Source organism: Paenibacillus phocaeensis, assembly GCF_900021165.1.
Taxonomy (GTDB): domain Bacteria; phylum Bacillota; class Bacilli; order Paenibacillales; family Paenibacillaceae; genus Fontibacillus; species Fontibacillus phocaensis.
Genome location: NZ_FCOQ01000013.1, coordinates 92,480 through 118,394, shown reverse-complemented (window position 1 = coordinate 118,394; position 25,915 = coordinate 92,480). Strand labels below are relative to the sequence as shown.

At 54.5% G+C, this 25,915-nt stretch carries 22 protein-coding genes and 1 pseudogene; 12 read left to right on the top strand and 11 right to left on the bottom strand.

The window, feature by feature from the left end; all coding sequences use genetic code 11:
* Positions 1-112: 112 nt before the first annotated feature.
* Positions 113-994, bottom strand: coding sequence for a ketopantoate reductase family protein (locus tag BN3795_RS08015; RefSeq protein ID WP_068784188.1), 882 nt, complete (start codon positions 992-994; stop codon positions 113-115).
* 161 nt (positions 995-1,155) lie between these two features.
* Here BN3795_RS08015 and BN3795_RS08010 point away from each other — a divergent pair, with 161 nt between their 5' ends.
* The 4 genes and pseudogenes from BN3795_RS08010 (at position 1,156) to BN3795_RS07995 (ending at position 4,093) form a co-directional block, all read left to right on the top strand.
* Positions 1,156-1,725: a TetR/AcrR family transcriptional regulator gene (locus BN3795_RS08010; RefSeq protein ID WP_068784187.1), complete on the top strand. Its 570-nt coding sequence runs from the start codon at positions 1,156-1,158 to the stop codon at positions 1,723-1,725.
* A 99-nt stretch (positions 1,726-1,824) separates the two neighbouring features.
* A complete protein-coding gene (locus BN3795_RS08005) occupies positions 1,825-2,682 on the top strand; it encodes a carbon-nitrogen hydrolase family protein (protein ID WP_068784186.1) in 858 nt (285 codons plus the stop codon).
* Positions 2,683-2,727: 45 nt separating this feature from the next.
* Entirely contained in the window at positions 2,728-3,402 is a 675-nt protein-coding gene (locus BN3795_RS08000; RefSeq protein ID WP_068784185.1) for a GNAT family N-acetyltransferase, read from the top strand.
* A gap of 20 nt (positions 3,403-3,422) precedes the next feature.
* Positions 3,423-4,093: pseudogene (locus tag BN3795_RS07995) on the top strand (GNAT family N-acetyltransferase).
* Positions 4,094-4,196: 103 nt separating this feature from the next.
* On the opposite strand, the gene BN3795_RS07990 reads toward BN3795_RS07995, so the two are convergent.
* The 8 genes from BN3795_RS07990 to BN3795_RS07955 form a co-directional block, all read right to left on the bottom strand.
* Positions 4,197-4,493 carry a spore coat protein gene (locus BN3795_RS07990; protein WP_068784184.1) on the bottom strand — a complete coding sequence of 99 codons (297 nt, stop codon included), beginning with the start codon at positions 4,491-4,493 and terminating at the stop codon, positions 4,197-4,199.
* Positions 4,490-4,708 (bottom strand): hypothetical protein, encoded by a 219-nt coding sequence (locus BN3795_RS07985; RefSeq protein ID WP_068784183.1) that lies wholly within the window; start codon positions 4,706-4,708, stop codon positions 4,490-4,492. Before BN3795_RS07985 ends, BN3795_RS07990 begins: the two co-directional genes overlap by 4 nt.
* Positions 4,709-4,739: 31 nt before the next feature.
* Positions 4,740-5,876, bottom strand: a complete 1,137-nt coding sequence (locus BN3795_RS07980; RefSeq protein WP_068784182.1) for a zinc-dependent alcohol dehydrogenase — start codon at positions 5,874-5,876, stop codon at positions 4,740-4,742.
* Complete coding sequence (locus BN3795_RS07975) at positions 5,873-6,259, bottom strand: spore coat protein (protein ID WP_068784181.1); 387 nt, start codon at positions 6,257-6,259, stop codon at positions 5,873-5,875. Before BN3795_RS07975 ends, BN3795_RS07980 begins: the two co-directional genes overlap by 4 nt.
* Positions 6,260-6,272: 13 nt before the next feature.
* Positions 6,273-6,521 carry a spore gernimation protein GerQ gene (locus tag BN3795_RS07970; protein WP_068784180.1) on the bottom strand — a complete coding sequence of 83 codons (249 nt, stop codon included), beginning with the start codon at positions 6,519-6,521 and terminating at the stop codon, positions 6,273-6,275.
* A 159-nt stretch (positions 6,522-6,680) separates the two neighbouring features.
* On the bottom strand, positions 6,681-10,661 hold the full coding sequence (locus tag BN3795_RS07965; protein WP_232729881.1) for a carbohydrate-binding protein: 3,981 nt from the start codon (positions 10,659-10,661) through the stop codon (positions 6,681-6,683).
* Between the two features lie 241 nt (positions 10,662-10,902).
* Positions 10,903-12,030 carry a carboxynorspermidine decarboxylase gene (nspC, locus tag BN3795_RS07960; RefSeq protein WP_068784178.1) on the bottom strand — a complete coding sequence of 376 codons (1,128 nt, stop codon included), beginning with the start codon at positions 12,028-12,030 and terminating at the stop codon, positions 10,903-10,905.
* A gap of 1 nt (position 12,031) precedes the next feature.
* Positions 12,032-13,285 (bottom strand): saccharopine dehydrogenase family protein, encoded by a 1,254-nt coding sequence (locus BN3795_RS07955; protein ID WP_068784177.1) that lies wholly within the window; start codon positions 13,283-13,285, stop codon positions 12,032-12,034.
* Between the two features lie 1,195 nt (positions 13,286-14,480).
* Here BN3795_RS07955 and BN3795_RS07950 point away from each other — a divergent pair.
* Together BN3795_RS07950 and BN3795_RS07945 are read left to right on the top strand one after the other, a co-directional pair.
* Positions 14,481-14,720 carry a heavy-metal-associated domain-containing protein gene (locus tag BN3795_RS07950; RefSeq protein ID WP_068784176.1) on the top strand — a complete coding sequence of 80 codons (240 nt, stop codon included), beginning with the start codon at positions 14,481-14,483 and terminating at the stop codon, positions 14,718-14,720.
* Positions 14,704-16,617: a heavy metal translocating P-type ATPase gene (locus BN3795_RS07945; RefSeq protein ID WP_068784175.1), complete on the top strand. Its 1,914-nt coding sequence runs from the start codon at positions 14,704-14,706 to the stop codon at positions 16,615-16,617. Before BN3795_RS07950 ends, BN3795_RS07945 begins: the two co-directional genes overlap by 17 nt.
* On the opposite strand, the gene BN3795_RS07940 is transcribed toward BN3795_RS07945, so the two are convergent.
* Together BN3795_RS07940 and BN3795_RS07935 are read right to left on the bottom strand one after the other, a co-directional pair.
* Complete coding sequence (locus BN3795_RS07940; protein ID WP_068784174.1) at positions 16,565-17,209, bottom strand: peroxiredoxin-like family protein; 645 nt, start codon at positions 17,207-17,209, stop codon at positions 16,565-16,567. The two genes, BN3795_RS07945 and BN3795_RS07940, sit on opposite strands and share 53 nt — an antisense overlap.
* Before the next feature lie 282 nt (positions 17,210-17,491).
* Positions 17,492-18,112, bottom strand: coding sequence for a TetR/AcrR family transcriptional regulator (locus BN3795_RS07935; RefSeq protein WP_068784322.1), 621 nt, complete (start codon positions 18,110-18,112; stop codon positions 17,492-17,494).
* A 286-nt stretch (positions 18,113-18,398) separates the two neighbouring features.
* Here BN3795_RS07935 and BN3795_RS07930 point away from each other — a divergent pair, with 286 nt between their 5' ends.
* The 6 genes from BN3795_RS07930 (at position 18,399) to BN3795_RS07905 (ending at position 25,538) form a co-directional block, all read left to right on the top strand.
* Positions 18,399-19,319 carry a DUF4180 domain-containing protein gene (locus tag BN3795_RS07930; protein ID WP_068784173.1) on the top strand — a complete coding sequence of 307 codons (921 nt, stop codon included), beginning with the start codon at positions 18,399-18,401 and terminating at the stop codon, positions 19,317-19,319.
* 96 nt (positions 19,320-19,415) lie between these two features.
* Positions 19,416-20,375, top strand: a complete 960-nt coding sequence (locus tag BN3795_RS07925; RefSeq protein ID WP_068784172.1) for an SMI1/KNR4 family protein — start codon at positions 19,416-19,418, stop codon at positions 20,373-20,375.
* 328 nt (positions 20,376-20,703) lie between these two features.
* The gene (locus BN3795_RS07920) at positions 20,704-21,432 is read left to right on the top strand and encodes a GntR family transcriptional regulator (protein WP_068784171.1); all 729 of its coding nucleotides are present in this window, start codon (positions 20,704-20,706) and stop codon (positions 21,430-21,432) included.
* Positions 21,433-21,649: 217 nt separating this feature from the next.
* Positions 21,650-22,003: a hypothetical protein gene (locus BN3795_RS07915; RefSeq protein WP_198524676.1), complete on the top strand. Its 354-nt coding sequence runs from the start codon at positions 21,650-21,652 to the stop codon at positions 22,001-22,003.
* 58 nt (positions 22,004-22,061) lie between these two features.
* Positions 22,062-22,886 carry a hypothetical protein gene (locus BN3795_RS07910; protein WP_068784169.1) on the top strand — a complete coding sequence of 275 codons (825 nt, stop codon included), beginning with the start codon at positions 22,062-22,064 and terminating at the stop codon, positions 22,884-22,886.
* Positions 22,887-23,153: 267 nt separating this feature from the next.
* Positions 23,154-25,538 carry a phosphoketolase family protein gene (locus BN3795_RS07905; RefSeq protein WP_068784168.1) on the top strand — a complete coding sequence of 795 codons (2,385 nt, stop codon included), beginning with the start codon at positions 23,154-23,156 and terminating at the stop codon, positions 25,536-25,538.
* The last annotated feature ends 377 nt before the right edge of the window (positions 25,539-25,915 follow it).

The following is a 25,915-nucleotide window of genomic DNA, read 5'->3' as shown; positions in this document are numbered from 1 at the left end:
CACACTTTCAAAATATCCCTCTCCCACCCGCATCAAACGAAGTGAACTTCATTCCCCTCGCTTATGCCAGTGGCTATTATACCACAAATAGAAAAGGACATTGCATCTAAGGCTACGTACGATGATGAAATGCCTCATCCAACATCATGATTTCCGCCTTTTGGCTAACGGCATGGTTCCCGAGCTTTACATCAATGATAAAGTCGTTGCTCAGCATCTGGCGATAACGGGAAATGATTTCACTGTCCGGCAATTCTCCCCATGCCTTCGTTTCGATTGGGATCACTGGAATTCCGGCTAGCTCTACCCGACGAATGTTTTGTTTAATATCTGCAGCTATCTTGCCTAGAATGCTCTCACTTCTTGCTGTCTCTATATCCACCATTCCGTCCTTTGCATAAAAATGCTTGTTGACGATAGCCAACGCAGCATGCGAAATATGGAATGCCTGAATATCTTTTTGGATTTCATAATGCAAATCCACCGACTCCAATAGGTTGGCAAGCTCTTTCACTCTTCCGGTCGTCAATCCATTTATTTCGCCAAAAAAGGTGCCTTGATGTTTCTCGGAACCGAATTGGGCATATAAAACATCCTCTTTGATATCTCCACCCGCACCCGGAAATCCAGGGAGTAACCGGTCCCCCAAGATTTCAAGCCAGCTGTCATATCCTACGGTGTTGGTCAAGGTGACAATGGTTTTGCTCTGATTATTTTGGATTGCGGTCAATGCAGATTCGGCTTGATCATATCGTACCGGAACAAAGATAAAATCATAAATATCGTCGTCTTCAAGCTTATCTATTGTCTGGATGATTATCTTTCTTACCGTTCCATTATCGTCGTATTGCAACCCGTTCCTTTTCAGAGTATCCAGTCTCTTACCGCGTGCCAGCACGGTTACGTCCTGTCCGTACTGTGCGAATCGGAGTGCGTACGCACTGCCGATCACACCAGCGCCGAAAATCAAAAGCCTGCTTTTTTTAGTGCTCAATGGATCCCTTCCTTTCAGCCAATCAGTCACTTGTGGTTTAAACAACATAAGTTTGTTACGATAATAGTACGGCTCTAGTCCCGTTTCAACCGGCAGATTCCACAGAAAGTCGCATAGACAACACATGTCCAAATTTGATGTTTATAGAAGGGGATTCAGCTATGGTAAATATGCATGATCCAAGGGTTCTGCGCACACAGCAGTTAATTCATGAAGCATTCAGGGAGTTATTGCGTATGAAAGGATTCGATGCAATCTCCATCAAAGATATCGCCCATAAGGCGACGATAAATCGAGCCACCTTTTACGCTCATTATGAAGATAAATACGCTTTGCTTGAAGCGACCACAGAACAGGCTTTTCGCGAGATGATCCCTGAACAAGTCAGGAATGCACGGGAATTTACCGCGGAGATATGCGACCAATTGATTCTGCTGACCCACGGATACATCGTAGAGTTTTACCAGAAATGCAGAATGGACTCCAAAACGTTTGCTACGCTTGTCGATAACAAGGTAAGGGAGATGTTGCAGCAACTCATTGAAAATATCTATTCAAGAGCGGATCACCACGGGAAGGACCGCCAGCATATAACCATTCTCTCGGCCATAACAAGCTCAGCGATTTACGGAGCTGCACATGATTGGTTAACGGTAGGGGATAATCATCGAATTGATACTTTGATCGACATTGTCCGTCCTTATGTTATGAAGGGACTTGGGCTAGTGTAGAATATCCGGGAATTGCATTCTTCCTGACTTTATGATGAAATTTACGAAGGCGGACTTTTCGCCGATCTGAGCATCTTGGGAACAAGAAAGGGGATCCCCATGAAATTAAGAGTTTCCGCTGTCCAATATCATCTGCACACTATTGGCAGCTTCGACGAGTTCGCCCGTCAGGCCGAACATTATATCAAGACCGCAGAGGAGTTCAGCGCGGATTTCGTGCTGTTTCCCGAGTTTTTCACCACGCAGCTGATGTCCATCGGATCGTCGGACGGCCGAGCGCTGACCATCGGGGAACTGCCGGACTTTACGGAGCAATATCGCACCCTGTTCAGCGGGTTGGCCCGGCAGACGGGGATGCATATCATCGGCGGGACGCATGTGCTGCGCAAAGGCGATCGGTTGTACAACGTGGCTCATCTGTTCTATCCCGACGGGAGAATCGCGGAGCAGGCCAAGCTGCATATTACCCCTACCGAAGTGACGGAGTGGAATATGACGCCCGGCGACGGCCTGGAGGTGTTCGAAACCGAGAAGGGCAACATCGCCATGTTGACCTGCTATGACATCGAGTTTCCGGAGATCGTCCGGATGGCGAAAGCCAAAGGCGCGGACGTCATTTTCTGTCCATCCTGCACGGACGACCGCCATGGCTTCCATCGGGTTCGCTATTGCTGTCATGCAAGAGCGGTCGAGAACCAGGTGTACATCGTCACCACGGGTACGGTCGGTTCACTGCCGACGGTGGATTTCATGCGGGGCAACTTCGGGCAGGCGGCGGTAATCACGCCAAACGACGTCCCGTTTCCGCCGCGCGGCATCCTGGTGGAAGGCGAGATCAACGACGATATGATCGTGACCGCCGACCTGGATTTGGAGTTGCTCTACCAGGTTCGCGAGAAAGGCTCCGTCACGACCTGGCGGGATCGGCGGACGGATTTGTACACCGACTGGAACTAAACCAAGACCAAGAAGAACGCAGGCAGTCCGTGGAGGCGAGACACGATGTATCGCAAAGAGTGGTACGTGTTTGATCAAGGCCGGCCTGTTCCGGCTGTGATTCGGAATTACGAAGAGAAGGATTTTCCGGGGTTGATCCGCATTCAGCAGGAGAGCTTTCCGCCTCCTTTTCCCTCGGAATTATGGTGGAATGAGGAGCAACTGAGCAACCATGTGCGGCTGTTCCCGGAAGGCGCGTTGTGCGTTGAAGTGAACGGGGAGCTGGCCGGTTCGATGACTGCGCTTAAGGTCGATTTCGACCCCGGTAAGCCAGAGCACTCCTGGGCGGAGATCACCGACAACGGGTATATTCGCAACCACCGCCCTGATGGGAATACGCTGTACGTCGTGGACATCGGCGTGCGTCCGGCTTACCGGCAATGGGGCCTGGGCAAGTGGCTGATGTTGTCCATGTACGAGCTGGTGGTTCACCAGGGCCTCCAGCGCTTGCTGGGCGGCGGGAGAATGCCGGGCTACCATAAGCACGCAGCGGAGATGACGGCGGAGGAATACCTGAACGCCGTGGTGAGCGGCGAGCTGAAGGATCCGGTGATCACCTTCCTGCTGCGCTGCGGCCGCACGCCCGTCACGGTGGTGAAAGATTACCTGGAAGATGAGGAATCCCGGAATTATGCCGCACTGATGGAATGGAGAAATCCGTTTCTCCCACCCCAATTTTGAATAGGAGGCGTTATAAGCTTATGGAATTTACCCGGATCACGAATATCCAAGATCCTTTGTTTAAATCGATGCATCAGTTGATGCAAAATGTGTTCCCGCCGGAAGAAGTGCTGGAATTCGATCTCTGGAAAGAACCGCTGGAAGACCCCGGTATCCGCGTATTCGTCGCGGTGCACGAAGGCCAGGTCGTTGGGGCGACGGAGTACCGCTACTACGAGGACTTCAACGTGGCGATGACCGATTTCACGATCATTGGACAAGCGGGGCTGGGCATCGGCCGGTTCCTGGCGGATCGCCGGCTGCGCGATTTGCACGTATTGGCGGAAGCGAACGGGAAGAAGCTGCGCGGCATGTCGCGGAAATCTACGACCCTTACCGGGTGGAGCATCACGAATTCGGCGGCGTGAAGCCGATGGATCCGTACGTGCGCCGCGAAGTGTTATCCCATCTCGGGTACATGCGGCTGGATTTCTCGTACGTGCATCCGTCCTGGAACAATGACGGAGAGGCGGTCAGCGGACTGGACCTCTGCTTCCTGCCGATGGACGGCGGCAGCGACGGCCTGGAGACGGAACTGATCGTGCAATTCTTGCAGCGCTATTACACGGTGCTGCCGAACAAACCGCAGGCGTGGTACGACATGGTAGAAGGCTTGAAAGGGCAGGATCACGTCAAGCTGCTGCCGATTTAATTCGCGGTTTTGCGCGGAGTTTCGTTCAAAGCTTGATCCGGTTACAAAGAAGTCGATCAGGAATCTCTCTCCGGATCGACTTTTTCGTCTTTATCCCGTTGTTTCAGGAAGGAATGTTCAGCGCGATATCGATGTTTTGCAGGTCCCGTCCGATTTGATCTTGAACCTCGTAGGGCTGATAGAAGCCGCGCTTCATCATATACCCCATGATCATCTCGTGGGCGTCGATGGATTCCTCCAACTGCTTGGTCAAGACGTTCCGAACTTCGGGCGTGGCGCACTCCGTGACGGCCATGGCGTAGTTTCGGACGGAGGTCTTCGCATTGAGCAAGTAATCCATGGCCACGACTTCGTCGGTTAGTTTGTCCAACCCCATCAAGCGTTCCAACAACGGATTCATCGGCTTGTCCCTCCTTCCGGAGCCGGGGACAGAAGCCCGCTTAGCTTGTGCAATTGCTGCGTCGAAACCTGAACATCATGCTGTAAAATTTGCTTCAGCTCGGGGTCCGAGACCAATAGCTGCATTGCTTTGGCTTTGGTTAAGGCAATCGTTTTGGAGGCGGCCAGTTCATGGACCTCCAAAGTTTCGTGCAAAGCTTGATTTGCTATATTCATGATTTTCCCTCCTGCTCGGATATCGTAAGGGTTACGGTTTCAAAATCACTTTGATGCATGCGTCGGTTTTCGTATCAAATACTTCATAGCCGCGTTTGGCTTCGTCCAGCGGGATCACATGAGTGATGATGTCGCCGGGATCGACCTTGCCGGAGGAGATCAGCTCGTACATGTGCGGCATATAGTGAATGACCGGGGCTTGTCCGGAACGAATATTCACGTTGCGCTGCATGATATCGCCGAGCGGAAACCCGTTATAACGGCCGCCGTACACACCGGTAATCTGGATCGTGCCGCCTTTGCGGACCGCCTGGGAGGCGATCACCAGGGCGCTCATGGCTCCTCCCTGCAGCTTCAAGCCGCTGGCCAGGAACTCCAGGTTGGTCATTTTTCCGTCCATGCCGACCGCATCAATGACGACGTCCGCGCCGCCTTGGGTGATTTCCTTGAGATAAGAACCGACGTTATCGTATTGTTCGAAATTGACGGTCTCCACCTTGTTCGTCTGCTTGGCATGCTGAAGCCGGTAGTCCACGTAATCGACGGCGATGACCCGCTTCGCCCCCTTCAGCCAGGCGAACTTCTGCGCAAGCAGTCCGATCGGCCCGCAGCCGAGTACGATCACGGTGTCCCCTTCCTTCACTCCCGCGTTATCCACGCTCCAATAAGCCGTCGGCATCGCGTCGGAGATGAGGGATAGCTTCTCGTCCGGCTGCTCGCAATTCTCCGGGATTTTAAAGTGAGTAAAGTTTGCGTACGGCACGCGCAGATACTCGGCCTGCCCGCCGGGATATCCGCCCGTATTGCCGGAATAACCGAAGTAAGCGCCCATATCGCCGTGTTCGTTGGCGTTGTCGCATTGGCTCTCCAAATGGTTTTTACAAAAGAAACATTCCCCGCAAGCGATCGTAAACGGGATAATAACCCGATCTCCCTTCTTGAGATGGGTCACCTCGGGGCCGACCTCCTCCACGATCCCCATCGGTTCATGGCCGATGATATAGTCCTCCTCCAGATTCGGAATCATCCCGTGGATTAAGTGAAGGTCCGAGCCGCAGATCGCTGTGCTGGTGATTTTGACAATCATGTCGTCGGGCTTTTCGATCTTCGGATCCGGCACCTCTTTGACGGTTACGTTTTTCAGTCCCTGATAAGTTACGGCCTTCATGCTTGGCTTCCCTCCAGATGCTCGTCCGGCGTCCGGTCGAACATGCCGATCCGGCGCGTGTCCGCAGGAAATAAATCCATTTGTCCGATCAGGAGGGTATTCTTGGCCGAGAGCTGGTCCAACTGATATTGCTCGGTTAATTCATAGGGATGGAACCATTTTTTGCGCATCATCAATTCGGTAATTTCCTGATGCATGGCGATGCCTTGCCTGAGCAAGTTGCGCAGCAAAATCCGGGCTTCGGGCGAGGCGGTCTCCGTCAGGGCGATCGCGATATTGCGCACGCCTTCCTTGGCTCGCATCAGGAAGTCCGTAGCGAAGGTCATATCGGCGATTTCCGGCATATTCAGCGCGTTAATCGGGTCTAAGTAATCGTTGTTCATCTCGGCTCTCCTTCTATTGAATGATCGGCTCGGGCCGGCTTTCGGGAACGGGGACTTGGAAGGGGACCTGGCTATACAAGGCCTGCAGGTCCTGAAGGGCTTGAATCGTTTGCTCCACGTCCTTTTGCATCAGGTCCTTCAGTTCTTGGTCGAATACAAGGCCTTGCATCAATTTGGATTTCGCCAGGCACAAGGTCTTGAAATTAAGGATCTCGTGGAGATCCACGGATTCGTGAGGCGCTAAAGCTTGCTTCTTAGTCATGGGGCGGGCAACCTCCTGTTTTTAAGGGATAGCTTGCCCTGGGACTGGAGAGTTATGCCGATGATCGGGCGCAAAAAAAGACGATACCCGTCAAAGACCGGTACCGTCTAAAATTCGTGTTAATCCGCAAACTGCTTTATGGCTTCCCGCAGGTGAGGGTCACCAGTTGTTCCCCGTTCCCCGGATGATGTGGAAGTTCGGCGATTGATTCTCGCCATAGATGGCCGTGATGCCCGGGTTGTTCACTTTGACATTGGTGAAGCGGGCTTCGCCAACGGCGGGGCCCTGCCCGTCTTCGGCTCGAACCACTAGTTTGATCCCGTAGCGGGTCGGATTGTTGATCGTAATGTTCTCCAGCCGAACGTTCTGCATCGGCAGATTCTCCGGCGACTTGGATTGGAACATCAGACCGAAATACACCGGGTTGTTAATGTCCACGTTTTTCACCACGATGTTCTTAAAGTCGCGGTCGCCGCCGTGGAACCAAATCGCGCCGAAGTTCTGGTAATCGTTGATTTTGTCGTCCGCGCCGACGCTGGTCCAGAAATCCCCGCCGGTACGGTCCAGCGTAACGCCGTCGATCACGGTGTCCTCATCGCCGAAGCCCAGCGTATTATAGCCGAAGCTTAGACTGCTGATTGTCACGCCGGGATACGTGAGCGTATCGGCGCCATATAGGTTCTGGAACAGGTTGTTCTGTCCGCCGTAGACAGCGAAAGCTGCGGCTCGTCGGACGTTGACGGCGGTGAGGTTCGTGTATTGGTTGCCCACATTGTAAGAGCCGCCGGCGTCAATCGCGCTGAACAAGGCAAACGAGTCGTCGCCTGTACCGCGGGCATAGTTGTTGTCGATCACGTTGTAGGAGGAGCCGTTGGTCATGTTAATGCCGTCTGCGAACATGTTTTTGATGCGGTTGTTCTTGAACGTATTGTACGAGGAGTTAACGCCCCAATACAGGCAAACGAAATGTTCGGCCCAAACGTTCTCGATGGTCACATTCTGCATACCGTTTCCGTCAATAAACTTGCCGGGGCCGTCCTGGCGATAGATATAGTTGCCCCAGGCGGACAGATCCTTGATCGTGGAGCCGTTCGCTGCCGAGCTGATGTTAAACCCGACATCCGTGTTCGTTTGGTCTTGCGGAGCGACCAGTTTCGTGTGCCAAGGCCCCGCTCCGATAATTTCCGTGGCCCGGCCGTACAAGAAGATCTTAGACGAAATCGTCCACTCCCCGGCCGGAATGAAGATCCCTTTCTTGGACGAATCCTGACGGAATTCGTTCAGCGCTTGCTCAATCGACTTCGTGCTTGACACTTGAACGTATTTACTTGGATCCGGGTTGGTTGCCGCCGGTGCGACGTTTTCCGTCTCAAGCATGTCCACGTAGATCCACGGCACGTCCCCGGTGTCCTTCTGGATTCTGATCTTGGTGCCGGCCGGATATACCTGGTCGAGCATCAGCTGGGCATCCTCGTACAGCCAGTAAGCCTTGGAACCCGAGTTGTCATAACCCAGCCGCCCGAGCGTGGAAGGCGTTGCATAGAGATAAGAAAATTTGGAGGTCACGGTAAAATCGCCTTTGTCCTCACCGTTAGCATAAATGCTGATTGTGCCGGTGGTATTCTCGGCGACGGCATTGCGCAACACAAACGCATTAGCCGGCGAGGTCAACGTAAACTCCACATACTCCCCTGTGGCGTCCAAATAAACGGCCGAACGCCCGGAGGCTTCCCCGGCGAAGTCACCCGGCGTAAAGTTTGGCGCCAGCTTCGTGCCGTTGGTGCTGTTCGAGGGGGCTTCAGCCTCCAGGACGGTGAACGGCATATGGGCGCCACGTCCGGAATACAAGCTGACGGTGGCGGTGTTATTGTTCCGTTTCACGGCGACTTCGTTCGCGTCTGCCGCCACTGTCGTCGTCACCGTATAACTTCCGTTCACCGCGGTCCAGGTCCCCATGGAGACATTGGCCGATGCCCCCGGTGCCAAGGCTCCGCTGTAGGAACCGCTTAGCGTTTGTACGGTCGTCCCTGAGCCGTTCTTCAGCTCCAGCGTAATGGCGTGCGCACCGCCAGCCGACGCAATCGTGCCCTGGTTTTTCAGATGGACGGTAAAAGTCACGGTGTCGCCTGCGCTCGGATTAGAGGGGGTCCAGGCCGCTTCCGCGATCAGATCGGAGCTTTGCACCTGACCGATTGTGAGCTCCGAGGAAGAGGTGTAGCTGTTGTTCACCTCGTTGGTTTCAATCACCGCATTGTTCTCATCTGCCTTGGCCGTTACGGCATAAGAACCGGACTCTTTCGCTCCGATATTCGCGGAAACCGTCGTCTCCGCGCCGGGGGCAAGCGCACCAACGGGGGCTGTCCCGACCAGAGTGGTGCCCAGGTAGAAGTTCACCTCCGTAGCTCCAGATGCGACAGTCCCCGCATTGCGAACGGTGGCGTTCAGCGTAACGGCTTGCGTCTCGTCCGGTGTGGCCGGCGACCAGGAGATGCTCGTTACGGTCAGATCCGGATTGGGTGCGGGCGTTCCGAAGATCTGGAATTCGGCGACTTGTCCGCCCGGCGCCCCGGAATTGGCCGTAAATCGCAGCTGTACCTGACTTACCGTGGCGCTCACCGGGATCATGACGGTGTTCTGGGAAGCCGGATTAAACGTATAAGAAGCTGCCGAGACCAGATTCGTGAAGCTTGTGGAGTCCTGGTCATGTCCCAGCACCTGAATCGTTTGCGTGCGTGCGGCCCATTCGCTGGAAGGGTTCAACTTGAGCACAATCGACGTAATATCGGCGTCGGCGCCCAAATCCACGGTGAGGGTGCTCGGATGGCCGTCGCCTTCCCAATAGGTGGTTGTGTCGTTATCATTGGCATTCGCGGCGACAAAAGTGAATGTCGAGGAGGAAGCCGTGATCGTCTTGCCGATGGCGAGATTCGATCCTTCTTCTCCGCCCAAGCCGGACCGCGTCACGGAATTGCTCGGCGTCGACGCGTTGCCGGCCGCATCCTTGGCGATGACGTGATAGGTCACCGTAACGCCGGCGGGCTGCGTGTCCGTATAGGTCAGCGTCGATCCGTTGACGCTGCCGCGCAGCTGGCCGTTGGCGTAAATCTCGTATCCGGTAACTTCAACGTTATCGGTTGCGGCGCTCCAGGTCAGCTTCACGGAGCCGGAAGTCGGCTGCGTGAACGCCAGGTTGGCCGGAGCGGTTGGCGGCTGTGTATCTGCGCCGCCGGTTTCGGGCGTAAACGCGATCCAGTTGAGGTTGAAGTCATACCCGCTGGCATAGACGCGAAGGGTTTGCAACCCGGCACTCAGCGTCACGCTCGCCGTTACGGTCTGCCAATTTTGCCATCCGCCGGTGTTGGGAACCGTTGTCGTCGCCAGCGTCGTCCCGCCGGATTGCAGCTGAAGTGCACCTGTCCCGGCATGGCTCGCCACTCGGTACTCCACTGTATACGTGCCTGCGTTCGCGACGTTTACGTCATAATCCAGCCAATCCCCGACATGAATCCAGCCGACGTTCAGCCCGCTGCCCGTATCCGAGGTAGGTTCCGTCTGGATCCCGTTCATTGCGCTGTAGTTCTCCGCTTCGATCTTGCCCGGAATCGCGGAAGGGGCGGCAGGAGAAGCGCCATATACCTCTACTTCGGAGAGCTGACCGGCCGGCCAAGCGGTATTCGCCGTGATCTGAATCCGCACGTAGCGCACACTGGCGGCCGTAAAGTTGATCGCCACCGTATTGCCCGCGTTCGGGTCAAACGTATAGTTGGCCGAGGCTTTCAGATCCGTGAAGGTCGTGCCGTCCGTGCTGCCTTGCACGGATAAAGTCTGGGAGCGGCTCTCCCAGCCGGACGGCAGTTTCAGAACGACCTGATCGATCTGAACCGCGCTGCCGAGGTCAACTTGAACCCACCCGGGAAAAGCGTGATTCGTACTTTCCCAATAGGTTGCGGCATCGCCGTCGGTGACGTTGGCCGCGGCATAAACGTCAGCGTGGCCGGATTCCATCGCGGGCTTGCCCGCGGCCAGGTTCGGGCCTTCTGCCGCCTGAACAGGCGAGCTCCACCCTGTAGCGCTGAGGAACGTTGTTGCGAACAGGGTGATGATACAGATCCAGGCGATGATGCGTCTGTGGCTTTTCACGATTTCATTCTCCTTTCAGAATAAAAGATTAATCCATGTAAGCGATGTCACCAAGAAGCGCATTCCCCCTATACACGTTCGCAAATTTGCAGCTCAATCCCATCATAATTCAGGGTTAACTTCCAAATAAAGGTGCGTTTCTATGGAAATGGTGTGCATGTCTATGGTTTTTAGAGCGAAAAAAAGAGACCAACCCCAGGTCAATAGACCAGAGGCAGTCTCTTCGAATTCAAGCGGTGGTTTACGCCAACCGCATTTTAAAGTCTTCATATCCGAATTGATGCAGGATTTCGCAATCGCCGTCCTTATGCTTCAGCACAAGCGCCGGCAACGGCATCCCGTTGAAGGTGGTGTTCTTCACCATCGAGTAGATGGCCATGTCGCCGAACACCAGGCGGTCGCCCGGCTTCAGCGGCTGGTCGAACGAGTAATCGCCGATATTGTCCCCAGACAGGCAGGTTGGCCCGCCCAGCCGATAGGTATGCGGCTTCTCGCCGGGTTCGCCCGAGCCAAGCAGCGGCGGACGGTAAGGCATCTCCAGCACGTCCGGCATATGGCAGGAAGCCGAAGCATCGACGATGGCGATGTCCATGCCGTTTTTCATCGTATCCAGCACGGTTGTGATCAGGTAACCGGCGTTCAGCGCAACGGCTTCGCCCGGCTCCAGATACACCTCCAGGCCGTATTTGTCCTGCATCCGCCGAATGCACGCTTCCAGCAGCGGAATATCGTAATCTTCACGCGTGATGTGATGACCGCCGCCGAAATTAATCCATTCCATTTGCGGCAGCCACGGTCCGAACTTCGCCTCAACCGCATCCAGCGTCGTTGCCAAATCGTCCGAGTTCTGCTGGCACAAGGTATGAAAATGAAGGCCGGACACGCCGTCCAGCAGCTCGGGACGGAAGTGCTCGATCGTCACGCCAAAGCGCGAACCCACCGCGCAAGGGTTATAGATGTCATGCCCGACCTGCGTAGAGCATTCGGGGTTGATGCGCAGACCGATTTTTTTGCCGGCGGCCAGCACCCGATCGCGATATTTCTCCACTTGGGAGAACGAGTTGAAGATCACATGATCGCAGAGGTCGATGATTTCGTCCATCTGATCGTCCCGGTAGGCCGGGGCAAAGACGTGATTCTCCTTGCCCATCGCCTCGCGGCCGAGCCGGGCTTCATATAAACCGCTGGACGCCGTGCCGCTCAAATATTGACCGATCAGCGGATAGGTCGTGTACATCGAAAATGCTTTTTGCGCCAAAATAATCTTCGCGCCCGTCCGCTCCATAATCCCGCCCAGGATCTTCAGGTTTTGCTCCAAAAGTTTCTCATCGACCACATAACAAGGTGTTGGCAGTTCCTCGAAGCGCATATTATCTAACGTACTCCGTTTCTTTGCGCTCTGCGGAGGTCTCCTCTTCCGGGAAGGCATCCACCAGCTCCGGATTGAAGCTTTCTTTCCAAGGCAGGCCCCACTTGTTCAGCGCATCCATGAATGGATCCGGATCGAACTCTTCGATGTTGTAAACCCCCGGTTTGTTCCAAGTGCCGTTCATCAGCAGCATCGCGCCGATCATCGCCGGTACGCCGGTCGTGTAAGCCACGGCTTGGGAGCCGACTTCCTTGTAGCATTCTTCGTGGTCGCACACGTTATATACATAGTACAGCTTATCTTTGCCGTCTTTTTTGCCTTTGAAAATACAGCCGATGTTCGTTTTGCCCTTCGTGCGCGGTCCCAGCGAAGACGGATCCGGCAGCACGGCTTTCAGGAACTGCAGCGGCACGATTTGCTTGCCTTCGAACTCGATCGGCTCGATCGAGGTCATGCCGACGTTCTCGAGGCATTTCAGGTGCGTCAGATAGCTTTGGCCAAACGTCATGAAGAAGCGGATCCGTTTGATGCCCGGAATGTTGAGGGCCAGGGACTCGATTTCCTCATGGTGCAGCAGGTACATATCCTTCTCCCCGATTTCCGGGAAGTTGTAGACGCGTTTGATCTCCATCGGCTCGGTTTCGATCCATTCGCCGTTCTCCCAGTAGCTGCCCTTCGCGGACACCTCGCGGATGTTGATCTCCGGGTTGAAGTTCGTTGCAAACGGGTAGCCATGGTCGCCCGCGTTGCAGTCGAGGATGTCGATGTACTCGATTTCGTCGAAGTGATGCTTCAGGGCATACGCGGAAAATACGCCGGTAACGCCAGGGTCAAAGCCGCTGCCCAGCAGGGCGGTGATGCCGGCTTTCTCGAAACGCTCGCGGTATTCCCACTGCCATTTATATTCGAATTTCGCCGTATCTTCCGGCTCATAGTTGGCGGTATCCAGGTAGTTCGTCTTGGTCGCCAGGCAGGCGTCCATGATCGTCAAATCCTGATAGGGCAAAGCCAGGTTCATGACCACGTCCGGCTTAACCTCATTGATCAACGCGATCAACTCGTCGACGTTGTTGGCATCGACCTGGGCCGTCGTGATTTTCGTTTTGCCGCCGTCCAGCTTCGCTTTCAGCGCGTCGCATTTCGACTTGGTGCGGCTGGCGATGCAGATTTCTTCAAAAACCTCGCTGTTTTGAACGCATTTGTGGATGGCCACGGAAGCGACGCCGCCGCAGCCGATGATCAGTGCTTTTCCCATTGTTCCATCTCCTAGTCTTCTTCGAATTTTTTTTGGCATAGCGGGCGTGAAACGTAAAAAAAGCAAGTGAATGCACGCATAGCTTTGCGCATCACTTGCTTCTGATATAGTCAATATTAAGAAAAGCTCCATCATGACGGACAAACGCCCGTCAACATCGCCGCGCGGAATCATCCGCACGAACGCACGCAGTGGAAGTCTTAATATTCAATATATCATGCTTTGATCAGAGTCTATTTAGCAAATAATTCGCCTTTACCACTCTTATTGACCGTTTCACAAGTTGATGTGCATATGCACTGGTTGTAAAGTAACCAACTTATAAAATTTGAGCTTTTAACTCAATCAATAAGGCAACTAAGTTGCCAATCGGCATTTGACCCGGCTGTCCGTATGGCCTTAACTCTCCTGTGGAAAGTGGTCAAAAATTATCTGCTTGGAAAGACTCAAGATATATTGAATACAACCTTTCCAAAAATCATGCTCCTTAATATTAGCAGGAACTGTTTCGGAGGGCAATAGCAAATTTTAAAATATTTTTTCGCTGCGAGGGGCGTGGTCCCTTGGTAGCGAGTTATGTTGTCTGGAGTGCTGAAGCGTCTGGACCTGCGTTTGTACCTGTGTCCACGTCGTACCTCATTCTACATCTGCAGTACCTGCGTGCGCGGCGTGACCTCTTCTCCTTCTGCGCTTGCATCTTCGTCGTATCTCTTCTTCTGCACCTGTTTCCTCGCCGTACCTCATTCTATATTGCAGCACCTGCGTGCGCGTCGTACCTTCTTCTCTTTTTTCACCTGTCTCTTCGTCGCATTTTCTTCTACATCTGCCCCTCGCCGTACCTCCCACTGCATCCCCGTCCGCGCTAACGCTTGCCACAAGTCTTATTTGGCGAAAAAGAGGGGGGCTGGCGCTCTAACGCTTGTCAGCGAGCTTAAGGACGGGATTTTCGCTCCGTAACGCAGGAAATCGACCCAATAGCGTTTGTGGCAAGCGTTACACGCGGAGACCCTCCATTTTGGCGCAAATAGCGTTTGTCATCAGCGTTACACGACTAGCGGTACAACTCTCATCCGTCACAGGTGGGGCAGCGTACGTACTAATCGATCCTTTATCTCCGACTTGACGCGAATCAAGGAATCCCTTGGGCAGCAGGGTTACGATGAAGCCATCAAGAACCGAAAGGGGAGTTGCCAATATGATCACCGTAAAATGGAAAGTCGCAGAGCTCACCTGCCCGAGCTGTATCAAGAAAATCGAAACCGTGCTGACGAAACAGCCGGGAGTTGTAGAAGTCCAAGTGTTGTTCCACTCCAGCAAGGTGAAGATCAGGTTCGACGAGGGGCGGGTACAGGAGGAAGAACTAAGAAACACGCTGGCGAAGCTGGGGTACCCGGTGCTCGCTGGAGGGGGCCATGGCGATGGCCGCGCATCGTAAACCGACGGCATTGCTGGCGTCCGGGCTGCTGCTGGCTTTGGCGGGTGGAGCGTACCTGATGGGCTGGGAGACGGCGAAGGGCGGCGCATTGCTCCTCGCGTCTGTGATCTCCGGATGGGCCATTGCAGTTAAAGCACTGCAAGCCCTCCGGTTACGCGCCTTCAGCATCGAGCTGTTGGTGACGATTGCGATGATCGGAGCCGTCATTCTCGGCGAAAATGTCGAGGCAGCCGCGGTGGCCTTTTTGTTCCGGCTGGGAGCGTACCTTGAGGCAATTACGCTGGGCAAGACGCGCTCCGCCTTGAAGGCTCTGATCGATCAGGCCCCGGCAGAGGCCCTTGTGCTTCGGGACGGCACCCGGATCAAGGTGCCCGCGTCCGAAGTGGCGCGGGGAGACCGGGTATTGCTGCCTTCGGGCAGCAAAATTGCGGTCGACGGCCAGGTGGCTTCCGGCCAAGCTCTCGTGAACGAGGCGGCGATTACTGGCGAACCGGTACCCGTTCCTAAGCAAGCTCACGACCGTGTATTCAGCGGGACAACCGTAGATACGGGCTATCTTGAGGTGATCGCCGAACAGGTCGGGGAAGATACCACCTATGCCAAAATTATCGAGCTGGTGGAAGAAGCTCAGGAATCCAAAGCGAAAACGCAAAAGTTTTTGGACAAATTCGCCTCTTACTATACGCCGGGTATGCTGCTGCTGGCAGTGCTGGTCTACTTCGTCTCCCGGAATCCCGAACTGGCGCTGACGTTCCTGGTGATTGCTTGTCCGGGCGCGCTCGTCATCTCCGCTCCCGTATCGATGGTGGCCGGACTGGGGAACGGGGCCGCGAACGGTTTACTGCTAAAAGGCGGGGAGGTTCTGGAGAACCTGGCCCGGGCGGAGGTGGTCGTGTTCGACAAGACCGGGACCCTAACGGAGGGGAGACCCGCCGTAGTTGAGGTACACGCCTATGGCGGCACCCGGGAACATGAGCTGTTGACGCTTGTCGCTTCGGTCGAGTCTGCCTCGGAGCATCCGCTGGGTCAGGCGATTGTCAATGCGGCGAAGGCTTGGGGCTTGGAACCAGCCGACCAGCCGGAGCAGGTGGAGGTGCAGAAAGGAAACGGGATTCGCGGAACGGTTGGCGGGCAACGTGTTCTGGCAGGGAAGCGGGCTTGGTTGGAGCAGCTTGGCGTTGCTATAAATGAAGAGGCGCAGGCGGAAGCAGAACGTCAGGAGAAGCAAGGCTATACGGTCGTGTTCGCAGCCGCCGAAGGGGAGTTGCTCGGCAGCCTCGCCATTGCCGACCCGGTACGCCCCGAAGCGCAGGAAGCGATTCGGGGACTGAAGCGGCAGGGCGTGAAGCAGGTGCTGATGCTGACCGGCGACAACGTTCATGCCGCCCGGCATGTTGCGGACCGGGTCGGGATCGACCAGGTGTACGCCGGGCTGCTTCCGGCGGAGAAGGTGGCGCACATCCGGGAGTGGAAGCGTCGGGGGTACCGCGTCGCCATGCTGGGCGACGGCATCAACGACGCTCCGGCCATCGCCGCCGCCGATATCGGGGTGGCGATGGGAGGCACAGGAACGGATGTCGCGATTGAGACGGCGGATGTCGTGATCATGACCGATCGGCTGGATCAACTCGTATACGCCCGCCGGCTGGCGAAGCGCACGGTCCGCAACATGAAGCAAAACCTGTGGTTTGCCGTGGCGGTTGTGGCTCTGTTGCTGGCGGGCGTATTAACAGAGCATATTTTTTTGGCCTCGGGGATGTTTATTCATGAATTCAGCGTGATTCTGGTGATTCTGAACGCACTTCGGTTGACTCGGCGAGGCCGCAGCTTCAAAAGCTATTCCCTTACAGGCGTCTCAACTGCTCCAGGATGTCTTCCGGGTCGGGGCGCTTCATGAAATCCGGCTCCACGTAGGCGGAGCGGATAATGCCCGACTCATCGATCATAAACGTGGACGTAATCGGCAGGATCCAACGGTTGGTGGCGTTGTACTCGGCCAAGTCCAAATTGAATTGATTCAGGAAGATATCCTGGATGTAATCCGGCACATCATACAAAATATTGTACGCTGCCGCAGTCACCCCGTTCGTATCGCTCAGCACCTGAAATTGAAGCTCTTCCTTCTCTTGCTGGGTCAGCGTATTGTCCGGGCTTTGCGGGCTGACGGCGATCAACCGGCCGCCGATCGCTTCAATCTGCGGCAGCACCTTCTGGTAGGCGCGCAGCTGCGTGTTGCAGAACGGGCACCAACCGCCCCGGTAGAAGGTCAGCACCACCGGACCTTGCGACAATTCGTCGTATAGATTCACGGGTTGGCCCAGCGAGTTGTTTAGGGTGAAATCCTTGGCTTTCTGGCCTTCCTGCAGGCCGAATGCTTGACCCGCTTGCTGCTGCCCATGGATCAAGCGGAACAATTCGTTATATACATCGACCGGGGTATTGGCAATAAACTCTTGTCTCATTTGATCCAGGGTTTGCGTGAACGTCATCTTCATACACCTCATTTGATTGGATACGGCGGCCCCTTCTCTTTAAAGGCAGGTCCTTCCGTTTCATGCATTATTGGAGTGAACAATCCATTTTTGAGCTGACCTTAGTCTATTTGAATTTTTTTGGATTGTCAACTCCATTTTTTTAAAAAGATAGCGGCGCGACACATCTCCCGTGAACGCAAAAACCCCCGCAACCCGGCGGTATCCGCCGGTGCGGGGGATATTACAGTTGTGGAATTTCCCTCCTTCAGTATCTCGTTTCAACTTGCCGCACAATCGCTATCCTGCGAGGTAGGAGCGGATATGTTCCAGCATCGCGTCGAGCACGGCCTCCAGCGCGCAGATATCCTTACGAACCTGCGTCATGAGCAGGCCGCCCTGCAGCGCGGTTAACAGCGCCAATGCCAGCCGTTCCGGGTCAGCGTTGGCACGCATTTCACCGCGCTCCTGCATCGCTCGCAGCCCTTGGCTGATCGCCTGCTCCCACTGCAGGAATCCTGCGGCGAGGGCCGACCTTGCCGCCGGTTCCAGATCCGCCAGCTCGCTGGCCAGCGACCCGATCGGGCAGCCGCCCTGATACGCCCGGTCAACCTGCAGCTGGATGATCGCATCGCGCCAAGTCTGTAACGCCTCCATGCTGTCCAAATGGCTGAGCAGGGGCTCTTGAGCGCCTAATACTTGCTCGGTCTGGAACAGGATCACGGCCAGCACCAGCTCCCGTTTCTCCTTAAAATAGTGATAGAGCTGCGAGGAACTGACCTTGGCTTCCTTCTGCACGTCCTCGACGCTCGTCCCGGCGACTCCGCGCTCGAACATCAATTCGGCAGCGGCGGCGACGATACGGCGGCGGGTTTCCATTCCTTTTTTCGTGAGCTTCGGTTGGGGAAGAATCGTTGTCATTGTAGTTTTCATAGCCTTAGTATAGCAAAAATGGAGTTCTCCATCCAGAAATGAATGACGCCAACCTGGGTTCAATAAGGTCTGTGGAGCCCGTTAGATTTTGAAGTCGAATCTTTTGGACTCAATAGCGGCTCTCCAGTCCCTATCCTCACTCCTGAACTCGCCTCTCCTCTCTCCATCCTGGCCAATCTGCCAGCTTCCCCTCCAGTCCCCAGCCTTGCTCCCTTGCATTTCGAAAAACATATGTTACTATTAACATAGGTTAAAATAAACAGGAGTGAGTCGGATGTCAATCAACTACGCGATTCTCGGGTTGCTGAGCGCCCGGTCCCTGACCGGCTATGATCTGAAGAAGATCATTCAGGATTCGCCGTTTCTGCCGTGGTCGGGCAACAACAATCAAATTTACAAAGCGCTGCTTGAACTGTTGGAGGAAGGCTGGGTGACCAACGAGATCCATCACCAGGAGAGCGCCCCGTCGAAGAAGATTTATACGATTACCGACGCCGGGCGGGAGGAGCTGAAGGCCTGGGTACTGTCGCCGCCGGAGCTTCCGGAATTTAAGAACACTTTTCTGGTGCGCCTTGCCTGGGCGGATACGCTTGGCCCAAGCGAACTAGACGCCCTTCTTGCGGGGTATGAGCAGGAAATTTACCTGCAGATTGCTGCAGAGGAGGAGAAGCTGCGCCGAGGCGAGTTCTCGCCCCGACGTACGCCCAGGGAGGCTTACCTGTGGGATCGAATCCATGGCCGCGTCCTGGAGCAATATCGAAGCGAACTCGATTGGATTCGTGAGCTGCGCGAAGATTTAGGGATTCGCAAACCAGAGGAAGGGGAGAAACCCGTGAACTATCAACTTGTGGAGAAAAACAACCAAACCATCGTCGTCGTGACGTCCGCCGAACCGCCAATCGCTACCGGCAAGGACGCCATTGGGCTGATCGAGGTGTGTATCGAGCACAACGCCCGATTGCTCGTTGTTCATGCGGAGGCGTTGTCGGAGGATTTTTTCAAATTGAGAACCGGGGTGGCCGGCGAGGTGCTGCAGAAGTTCGTCAATTTCTCGCTTCGGGTGGCGATTGTGGCTGCGGACAACAGCCTGATTAAAGGCCGGATGAAGGAGCTCCTTGCCGAGTCCAATCGAGGGAATGCGCTTCGGGTGTTTGCCAGTCAAGCCGAAGCGGTGGACTGGTTGGCGGGAGTGTAGGCAGGCCTGCGCTTCCCCTTAACCGGCCTTGCTGGTGATGCATGTCCTAAGGATGGTATAATTTGCTTATGGACAAAGCGCTTGGGAGGCTAATCGATGAGAGAAGAATTATTGGAGCAACTGCAAACGTGGCATGAAGAGGATGAATACGAACAGATCGTTCAAGCCGTCATGGACGTGCCGGCGGAGGAAAGAGATTACGAGCTCATCAGTCATTTGGGGCGGGCTTTGAACAACTTGGAGCGGTACGACGAAGCGGTCGAGCAGTTTCTGACTGTAGCCGAGGAGGGGCAGGATGATCCGTTGTGGCATTACCGCATCGGCTTAGCGTACTACTATCTGGAGCGGTACGACGAAGCTAGGACGGCATTTGAGCGCGCGGATCGGCTGGAGCCGGGTGACGAGGATACGCTGGAATTCCTGAGCTGGATCGCGGAGAAGACGACCGAAGGCGAATCCGGATCCGAAGCGGAGCCGGACGCGGCAGAGGCGGGAGCGTCAGGACCGGAAGCGGAATCGACGAAGACGCAAGCCAAGCCAACCGCAGCGACATCGGTCGCGTTCGAAGGTGATTTCGATGCGGCCAACTTCTGGGATGACGGCGACCCTGCGGCGGAGAAGTATCTCTCGGCACCGCCAACGGATGCCCTGATCGAGTCCGTGGAGGAGTCGCTGGTATTCCGGCTGCCGGCTTTCTATGTGAACCTGATGAAGGTACATAATGGTGGAATTCCCCGCAGCCGGTATTACCGAAGCGAATCCGGAGAGACCATTGAAATCTTGGGACTCATGGGCATCGGACGGGAAAAACCCCATTCGCTGTGCGGAGCCGCCGGGAGCCGTGCGACCATGGAGCGTGAGGGGTATCCCGAATTCGGCGTCGTCCTCTGCGATACGCCGTCCGACACCGGCGTGGTCATGCTCGACTACCGTGAGTCCGCCAACGACGGCGAACCCGAGGTGGTCTACGTCGAGAAGCAGAGCAAGAAGGTCATCCGTCTGGCGCCGAACTTTGAGGCGTTTGTCCGCGGGTTGACGGACGCGGCGCAAGGTTAACCGATAACCCGGCTCCAACAACAGCCGTCAGGATCGCCTGATCCCGGCGGCTGTTTTATGGCCATGTATTCGCTTTTTCATATATAATTTGCCGGGAACGGTTGGGGATGCGGATTCTATGCGATTTTTCATACAGATTCCCGGGTTCGGGCTACTCGAAGGCCCTATCTATATGAAATTTCATGCTTATTCCTCCGAAATCGGCTGAATTGGTGAATTATACTTGAAATTTCATAGTTAATCGCTCGACTCTCCTTGAAGACAGGGAATACGCAGTTCCTCGTTCCGCCAAAAAAGGGTAGAATGAGAGAAGGAGGAGAGGTATCCTATGGCACAATTGGTCTATAAGCAAATCATCGACGACCTGAAAGCGAAGATCTTCTCCGGTCAGTTTGCGAATATGCGATTGCCGGACGAACGCAGCCTGAGCGAGACGTACCAGGTGAGCCGAAGTTCGGTGAAGCGCGCGCTGACGAAGATGGAGCATGACGGGATTATTTTTAAGAAGCGGGGTTCGGGCACGTTCATCAATCCCTTATACATCAAAAACGAGTCGATCTTCAACTACGAAGGCTCCAATCTCGGGGTCACCGATAACTTTCAGATGCACGGCAAGAAGCCGAAGGTGAAGGTGCTCAGCTTCGAGGTGATTCCGCCGACGGAGGAGCTGCAGCGCGATTTGTTCCTGGAGCCGCATGACTTTGTGTACAAAATCGTTCGTTTGCGCCTCTTCGACGAGGAGCCGTTTATGATCGAAACGGGGTATATCCCCATCAAAATCGTGCAGGACTTGAACCAGACGATCATCGAAGGTTCGATCTTCAACTATTTGGAGAACTCGCGGAACCTGGCCGTGACCAAGTCGTTCCTGTCGATCTTCGCCGAGCCGTCCAATTCGCAGGACCAGGAGCTGCTCCATTTGGCCCCGCACGAGCCGGTCAGCATCATGGAGGGGATCTTCTTCCTGGATAACGGCACGCCGTTTGAATTTTCTCATATGCGGCTTCACTACAAGTATTCGAAATTCAATACGTTTGTTTCGGTACAGGAACGGTAAGAGGTAGGGCTATCCCAATCGTCATCACAGATGACCCGGGGAGGGGCCCTTTTTTCATTTTTGTTTAGCTTAGAATCAGTACAGTATCTTCGCCTTCTGCCTATCCTGACAGAGGACTAGCAGATCGAAGGATTATAAATACGGAGTCCTATCGAATTCCGCAACTTGATTACACATCATACGTCTATACAAAAAAATGGAAAGCGGTGATCGCGTCGTGCGACGAATGATTACGATATTATTGCTGGGTGCCGGGTTGCTTGCTTCTGTGGCCCTTCCGTTACAGGTTGGCTCCGCGCAGGCAGCGAAATCCAAGCTGCCGATCATAGAAAGTGACGCAGCCATGTTTCAAGTGAACCCACACCAAATAACTGCAAAATTGAACAAGTCCACCATCACCTTGGATTCGGAGTCCTTGAAGGCATCTCCGCTGCTTAGGAAGAACGGCAACCTCTACGTACCGATCAAGTGGCTGGAGCTGGCGCATGTGGGTAAGATCATGAAAAGCACAAAAACGAATAGTTATTGGGTCGATTTTAGTCCGTCCGGGTCATCCGACTCCCTTTTCTAACCTTCATTTCAGGGTTAACAGCTCCAAGCTATATATTGAAGGGAACGGCAAACTTACCGTGCTTGAGGATGCCCAGAAAATTCTGCCGCCGTTTATGAAAAACAATACGCTGTACATTCCGGTTTCAATGTTGCCGAAGATGAACATCAACTACAAGTGGAGCCGGGGAACTTTACAGTTGACGTGGAATGAGATGTCAGCGAAGGTCCTGCACCCTGTCTATACGACAGAAGCGGGGCGTATCACGTTCAGTTCATTGGTTCAAAAAGGGTACGGAGACGTTTATTTAATGCATAGCATGGGGCTTGGCGGTATGACCGGTATTTCGGATAGTAGAGGGCCAAAGTCCGGCGATAGGTGTGTGAAAATTGGAGATCGGGAATTTTGCCGGGTGGCGTTTTCCGTTGATCTCCGACCAGGATCGAATCCGCTGCAGATTCATTCGAATGATAATCCATCTGCAGACATCATTGTCCATCGGATCGTTAAGGATCCGTCCTTGATTCCGATCCGATATGTTTATGATGAGTATAAGAAAGATATTGTGTTCAATAAGCCAACACAAGGTTTCCTGAGGGTACAGGCTGGAGAAGCCGTAGAGATTAGCGGATCTGTCATTACGGAGTATATTCAGAGTCAGGTTCTTGGATTTCAATTGACGAAGTTTCAGCAGGGAGACTATCAAACAAGCGGCGAAAAAACAGTCGTTCAGATGAACGAGAATAAGGAGTTTAGTGGGTCGATCACGATCAATGAGCCTGGCAATTATTTGATTAATATACTTAAACTTAGTCGGGACGTATTCGGAAGGGATACATCGAGGTACATCTCGGAGAAATGGGCGGAGATAGCGGTTGAAGTATTGCCGAAAGGCAGCAAGTAGTGAGATAGCTAAAAAGGATATACATGCAGGGCTATCCATCGGATAGCTCTTTTATGAATTGGGTTTCCATCATTTTTATGAAGTGATCGGCCAACTCTTTTTACAGAAGAGGACCGATCAATTTTCATACTATGTTCAATATTTCACATAATTGGACCGTATCAATTTATAAAAAGGACGCTATTATATAATTATGGGTGAAAATATTCACAATATAGGTGTGCGGTACAGAAACAGAAACAGACAAATCTAAAGGGAGTGGTAGAAATGGCATTTACGGTATCGCAAGTCGATTATTCCTCCAAAACGTATTTGGCCAAGCTGGACGCTTATTGGCGTGCTGCGAACTATATTTCGGTGGGGCAGTTGTACCTGAAGGACAACCCGCTGCTGCTGGAACCGCTGAAGGAATCGGACGTGAAGGTGAAGCCGATCGGGCACTGGGGGACCATTCCGGGGCAAAACTTTATTTACGCCCATCTCAACCGGGTCATCTGCAAATACGATCTGGATATGTTCTATATCGAAGGACCCGGCCACGGCGGGCAGGTGATGGTATCGAACTCTTACCTGGACGGCAGCTACACGGAGATCTACCCGGAAATTACGCAGGATCTCCAGGGGATGAAGAAGTTGTTCAAGCAGTTCTCCTTCCCGGGCGGGGTCGCGTCTCATGCCGCGCCGGAAACGCCGGGTTCGATTCATGAAGGCGGGGAATTGGGGTATTCGCTTTCCCACGGCGTGGGGGCGATTCTGGACCATCCGAACCTGATCTCGGCGGTGGTCGTCGGCGACGGGGAGGCCGAAACCGGCCCGCTGGCGGCATCGTGGTTCTCCAACCGGTTCATCAACCCGATCACGGACGGGGCCGTGCTGCCGATTCTGCACCTGAACGGATTCAAGATCAGCAACCCGACGATCCTGTCCCGCCAAACGAACGAAGAACTGACCGCTTACTTCAAAGGCATGGGCTGGGAGCCGATTTTCGTTGAAGGCGAAGATCCGGAGTTGATGCATCCGGCGATGGCGAAAGCGCTCGACACGATCGTCGAGAGAATTCAGGCCATCCAACAGCATGCGCGCGAAACCGGGGATGCTGCCCGTCCGGTCTGGCCGATGCTGGTGTTCCGTTCCCCGAAAGGCTGGACGGGGCCGAAGGAATGGGGCGGCGTACCGAATGAAAATTCGTTCCGCGCCCACCAGGTACCGATTCCGGTGGACCAGAAAAACATGCAGCACGCTCCGGCTTTGCTGGAATGGATGAAGAGTTACCGTCCGGAGGAGCTGTTCTACGAGAATGGCAGATTGAAAGACGAAATCGCCGAGATCCTGCCGAAGGGCAAACGCCGCATGGGCAAAAATCCGGTCACCGACGCCGGCCGTCTGGTGAAGGAGTTGCGCCTCCCGAACTTCCGGGACTTCGCGCTGGATAACTCCGTACCGGGCAAGTTAGTCGCCCAGGACATGTCCGTGCTGGGTAAATACGTGGCCGAGGTCGTGCGGCTGAACGAAGCGAACAAGAACTTCCGCATCTTCGGTCCGGACGAAACGATGTCCAACCGCCTCGGGCCGGTGTTCGACGTCACCAAGCGCCAATGGCTGGACGCCGTGAAGGAGCCGAACGATGAATTCCTGGCTTCCTACGGCCGCGTCATCGATTCGCAACTGTCCGAGCATCAGGCGGAAGGCCTGCTCGAAGGCTACGTGTTGACCGGGCGCCACGGCTTTTTCGCCAGCTATGAAGCGTTCCTGCGCGTGGTCGATTCGATGATCACCCAGCACTTCAAATGGCTGCGCAAAGCGACCGATCATGGCTGGCGCGGGAAGATTCCGTCCTTGAACGTCGTGGCCACGTCGACGGTGTTCCAACAGGACCACAACGGCTACACGCACCAAGATCCGGGGTTGCTGGGCCATCTGGCCGACAAGAAGCCGGAGTTCATCCGCGAGTATTTGCCGGCAGACGCCAATACGCTGCTGGCCGTGTTCGACCGAATTCTGAACGATCGCCAGAAGATCAACCTGATCGTCTCGTCCAAACATCCACGTCCGCAATGGTTTACGGCCGATGAAGCCGCGGAACTGGTGGAAAAGGGCTTGAAAGTCATCGACTGGGCCAGCACCGATCAAGGCGGCGAGCCGGATATCGTGTTTGCCTCCTCCGGCACGGAGCCGACGATGGAGAGCTTGGCCGCGATCAGCATGTTACATGAGAAATTGCCGGAGTTGAAAATCCGTTACATCAACGTGGTCGATTTGCTGAAGTTGAGAAGCCGGAAGCTCGATCCGCGCGGCTTGTCCGATGACGAATTCGACGCGTTCTTCACCAAAGACAAACCGGTCGTGTTCGCCTTCCACGGTTATGAAGGCCTGATCAAGGACCTGTTCTTCGACCGCCGCAACCATAACCTGCATGTCCACGGGTACCGCGAAAACGGCGACATCACAACGCCGTTCGATATGCGCGTGGTGAACCAGATGGACCGGTTCGACCTGGTTAAGGAAGCGGTACTAAGCCTGCCGAACGCGGGACAATACGCTTCGATCGCCGCTGAAATGGATGCGATGATCAAGAAGCATCATGCCTACATCCGCGAGGAAGGCGTCGACCTGCCGGAAGTGGAAAACTGGGTCTGGAAACCGCTGAAGTAAGCCGCGTTGCGAGGAGAATGAGGAAGCCCGCCCCTGTTATTGGGAGCGGGCTTTTTGGTGCTGATGCTGGCGTTGGTGGTGGTGCTGGTGGTGAACCGGCATAGGTGGCTAGGAAGCTGACTAAACGATGGAGTAGCCGGTGGCGGGAACGATTGCCGCCCGCCGCGTGCTTCTGGTTCACGGGCCAGGGACGCTAAATCGTGAAAATGTTGTCTTTTATGCAACAATGGAGCTTCGAAATTAGCTGTGAACGGTGAGTTGTTGTATTTTGTGCAACATTTTTGGCCTTCATCGGTCTCGGGAAGCGGAAATGTTGTACTTTTTACAACAAATCGCTCTGAAGTAACGGTTGCGGCGTGAAATTGTTGTACAAAATG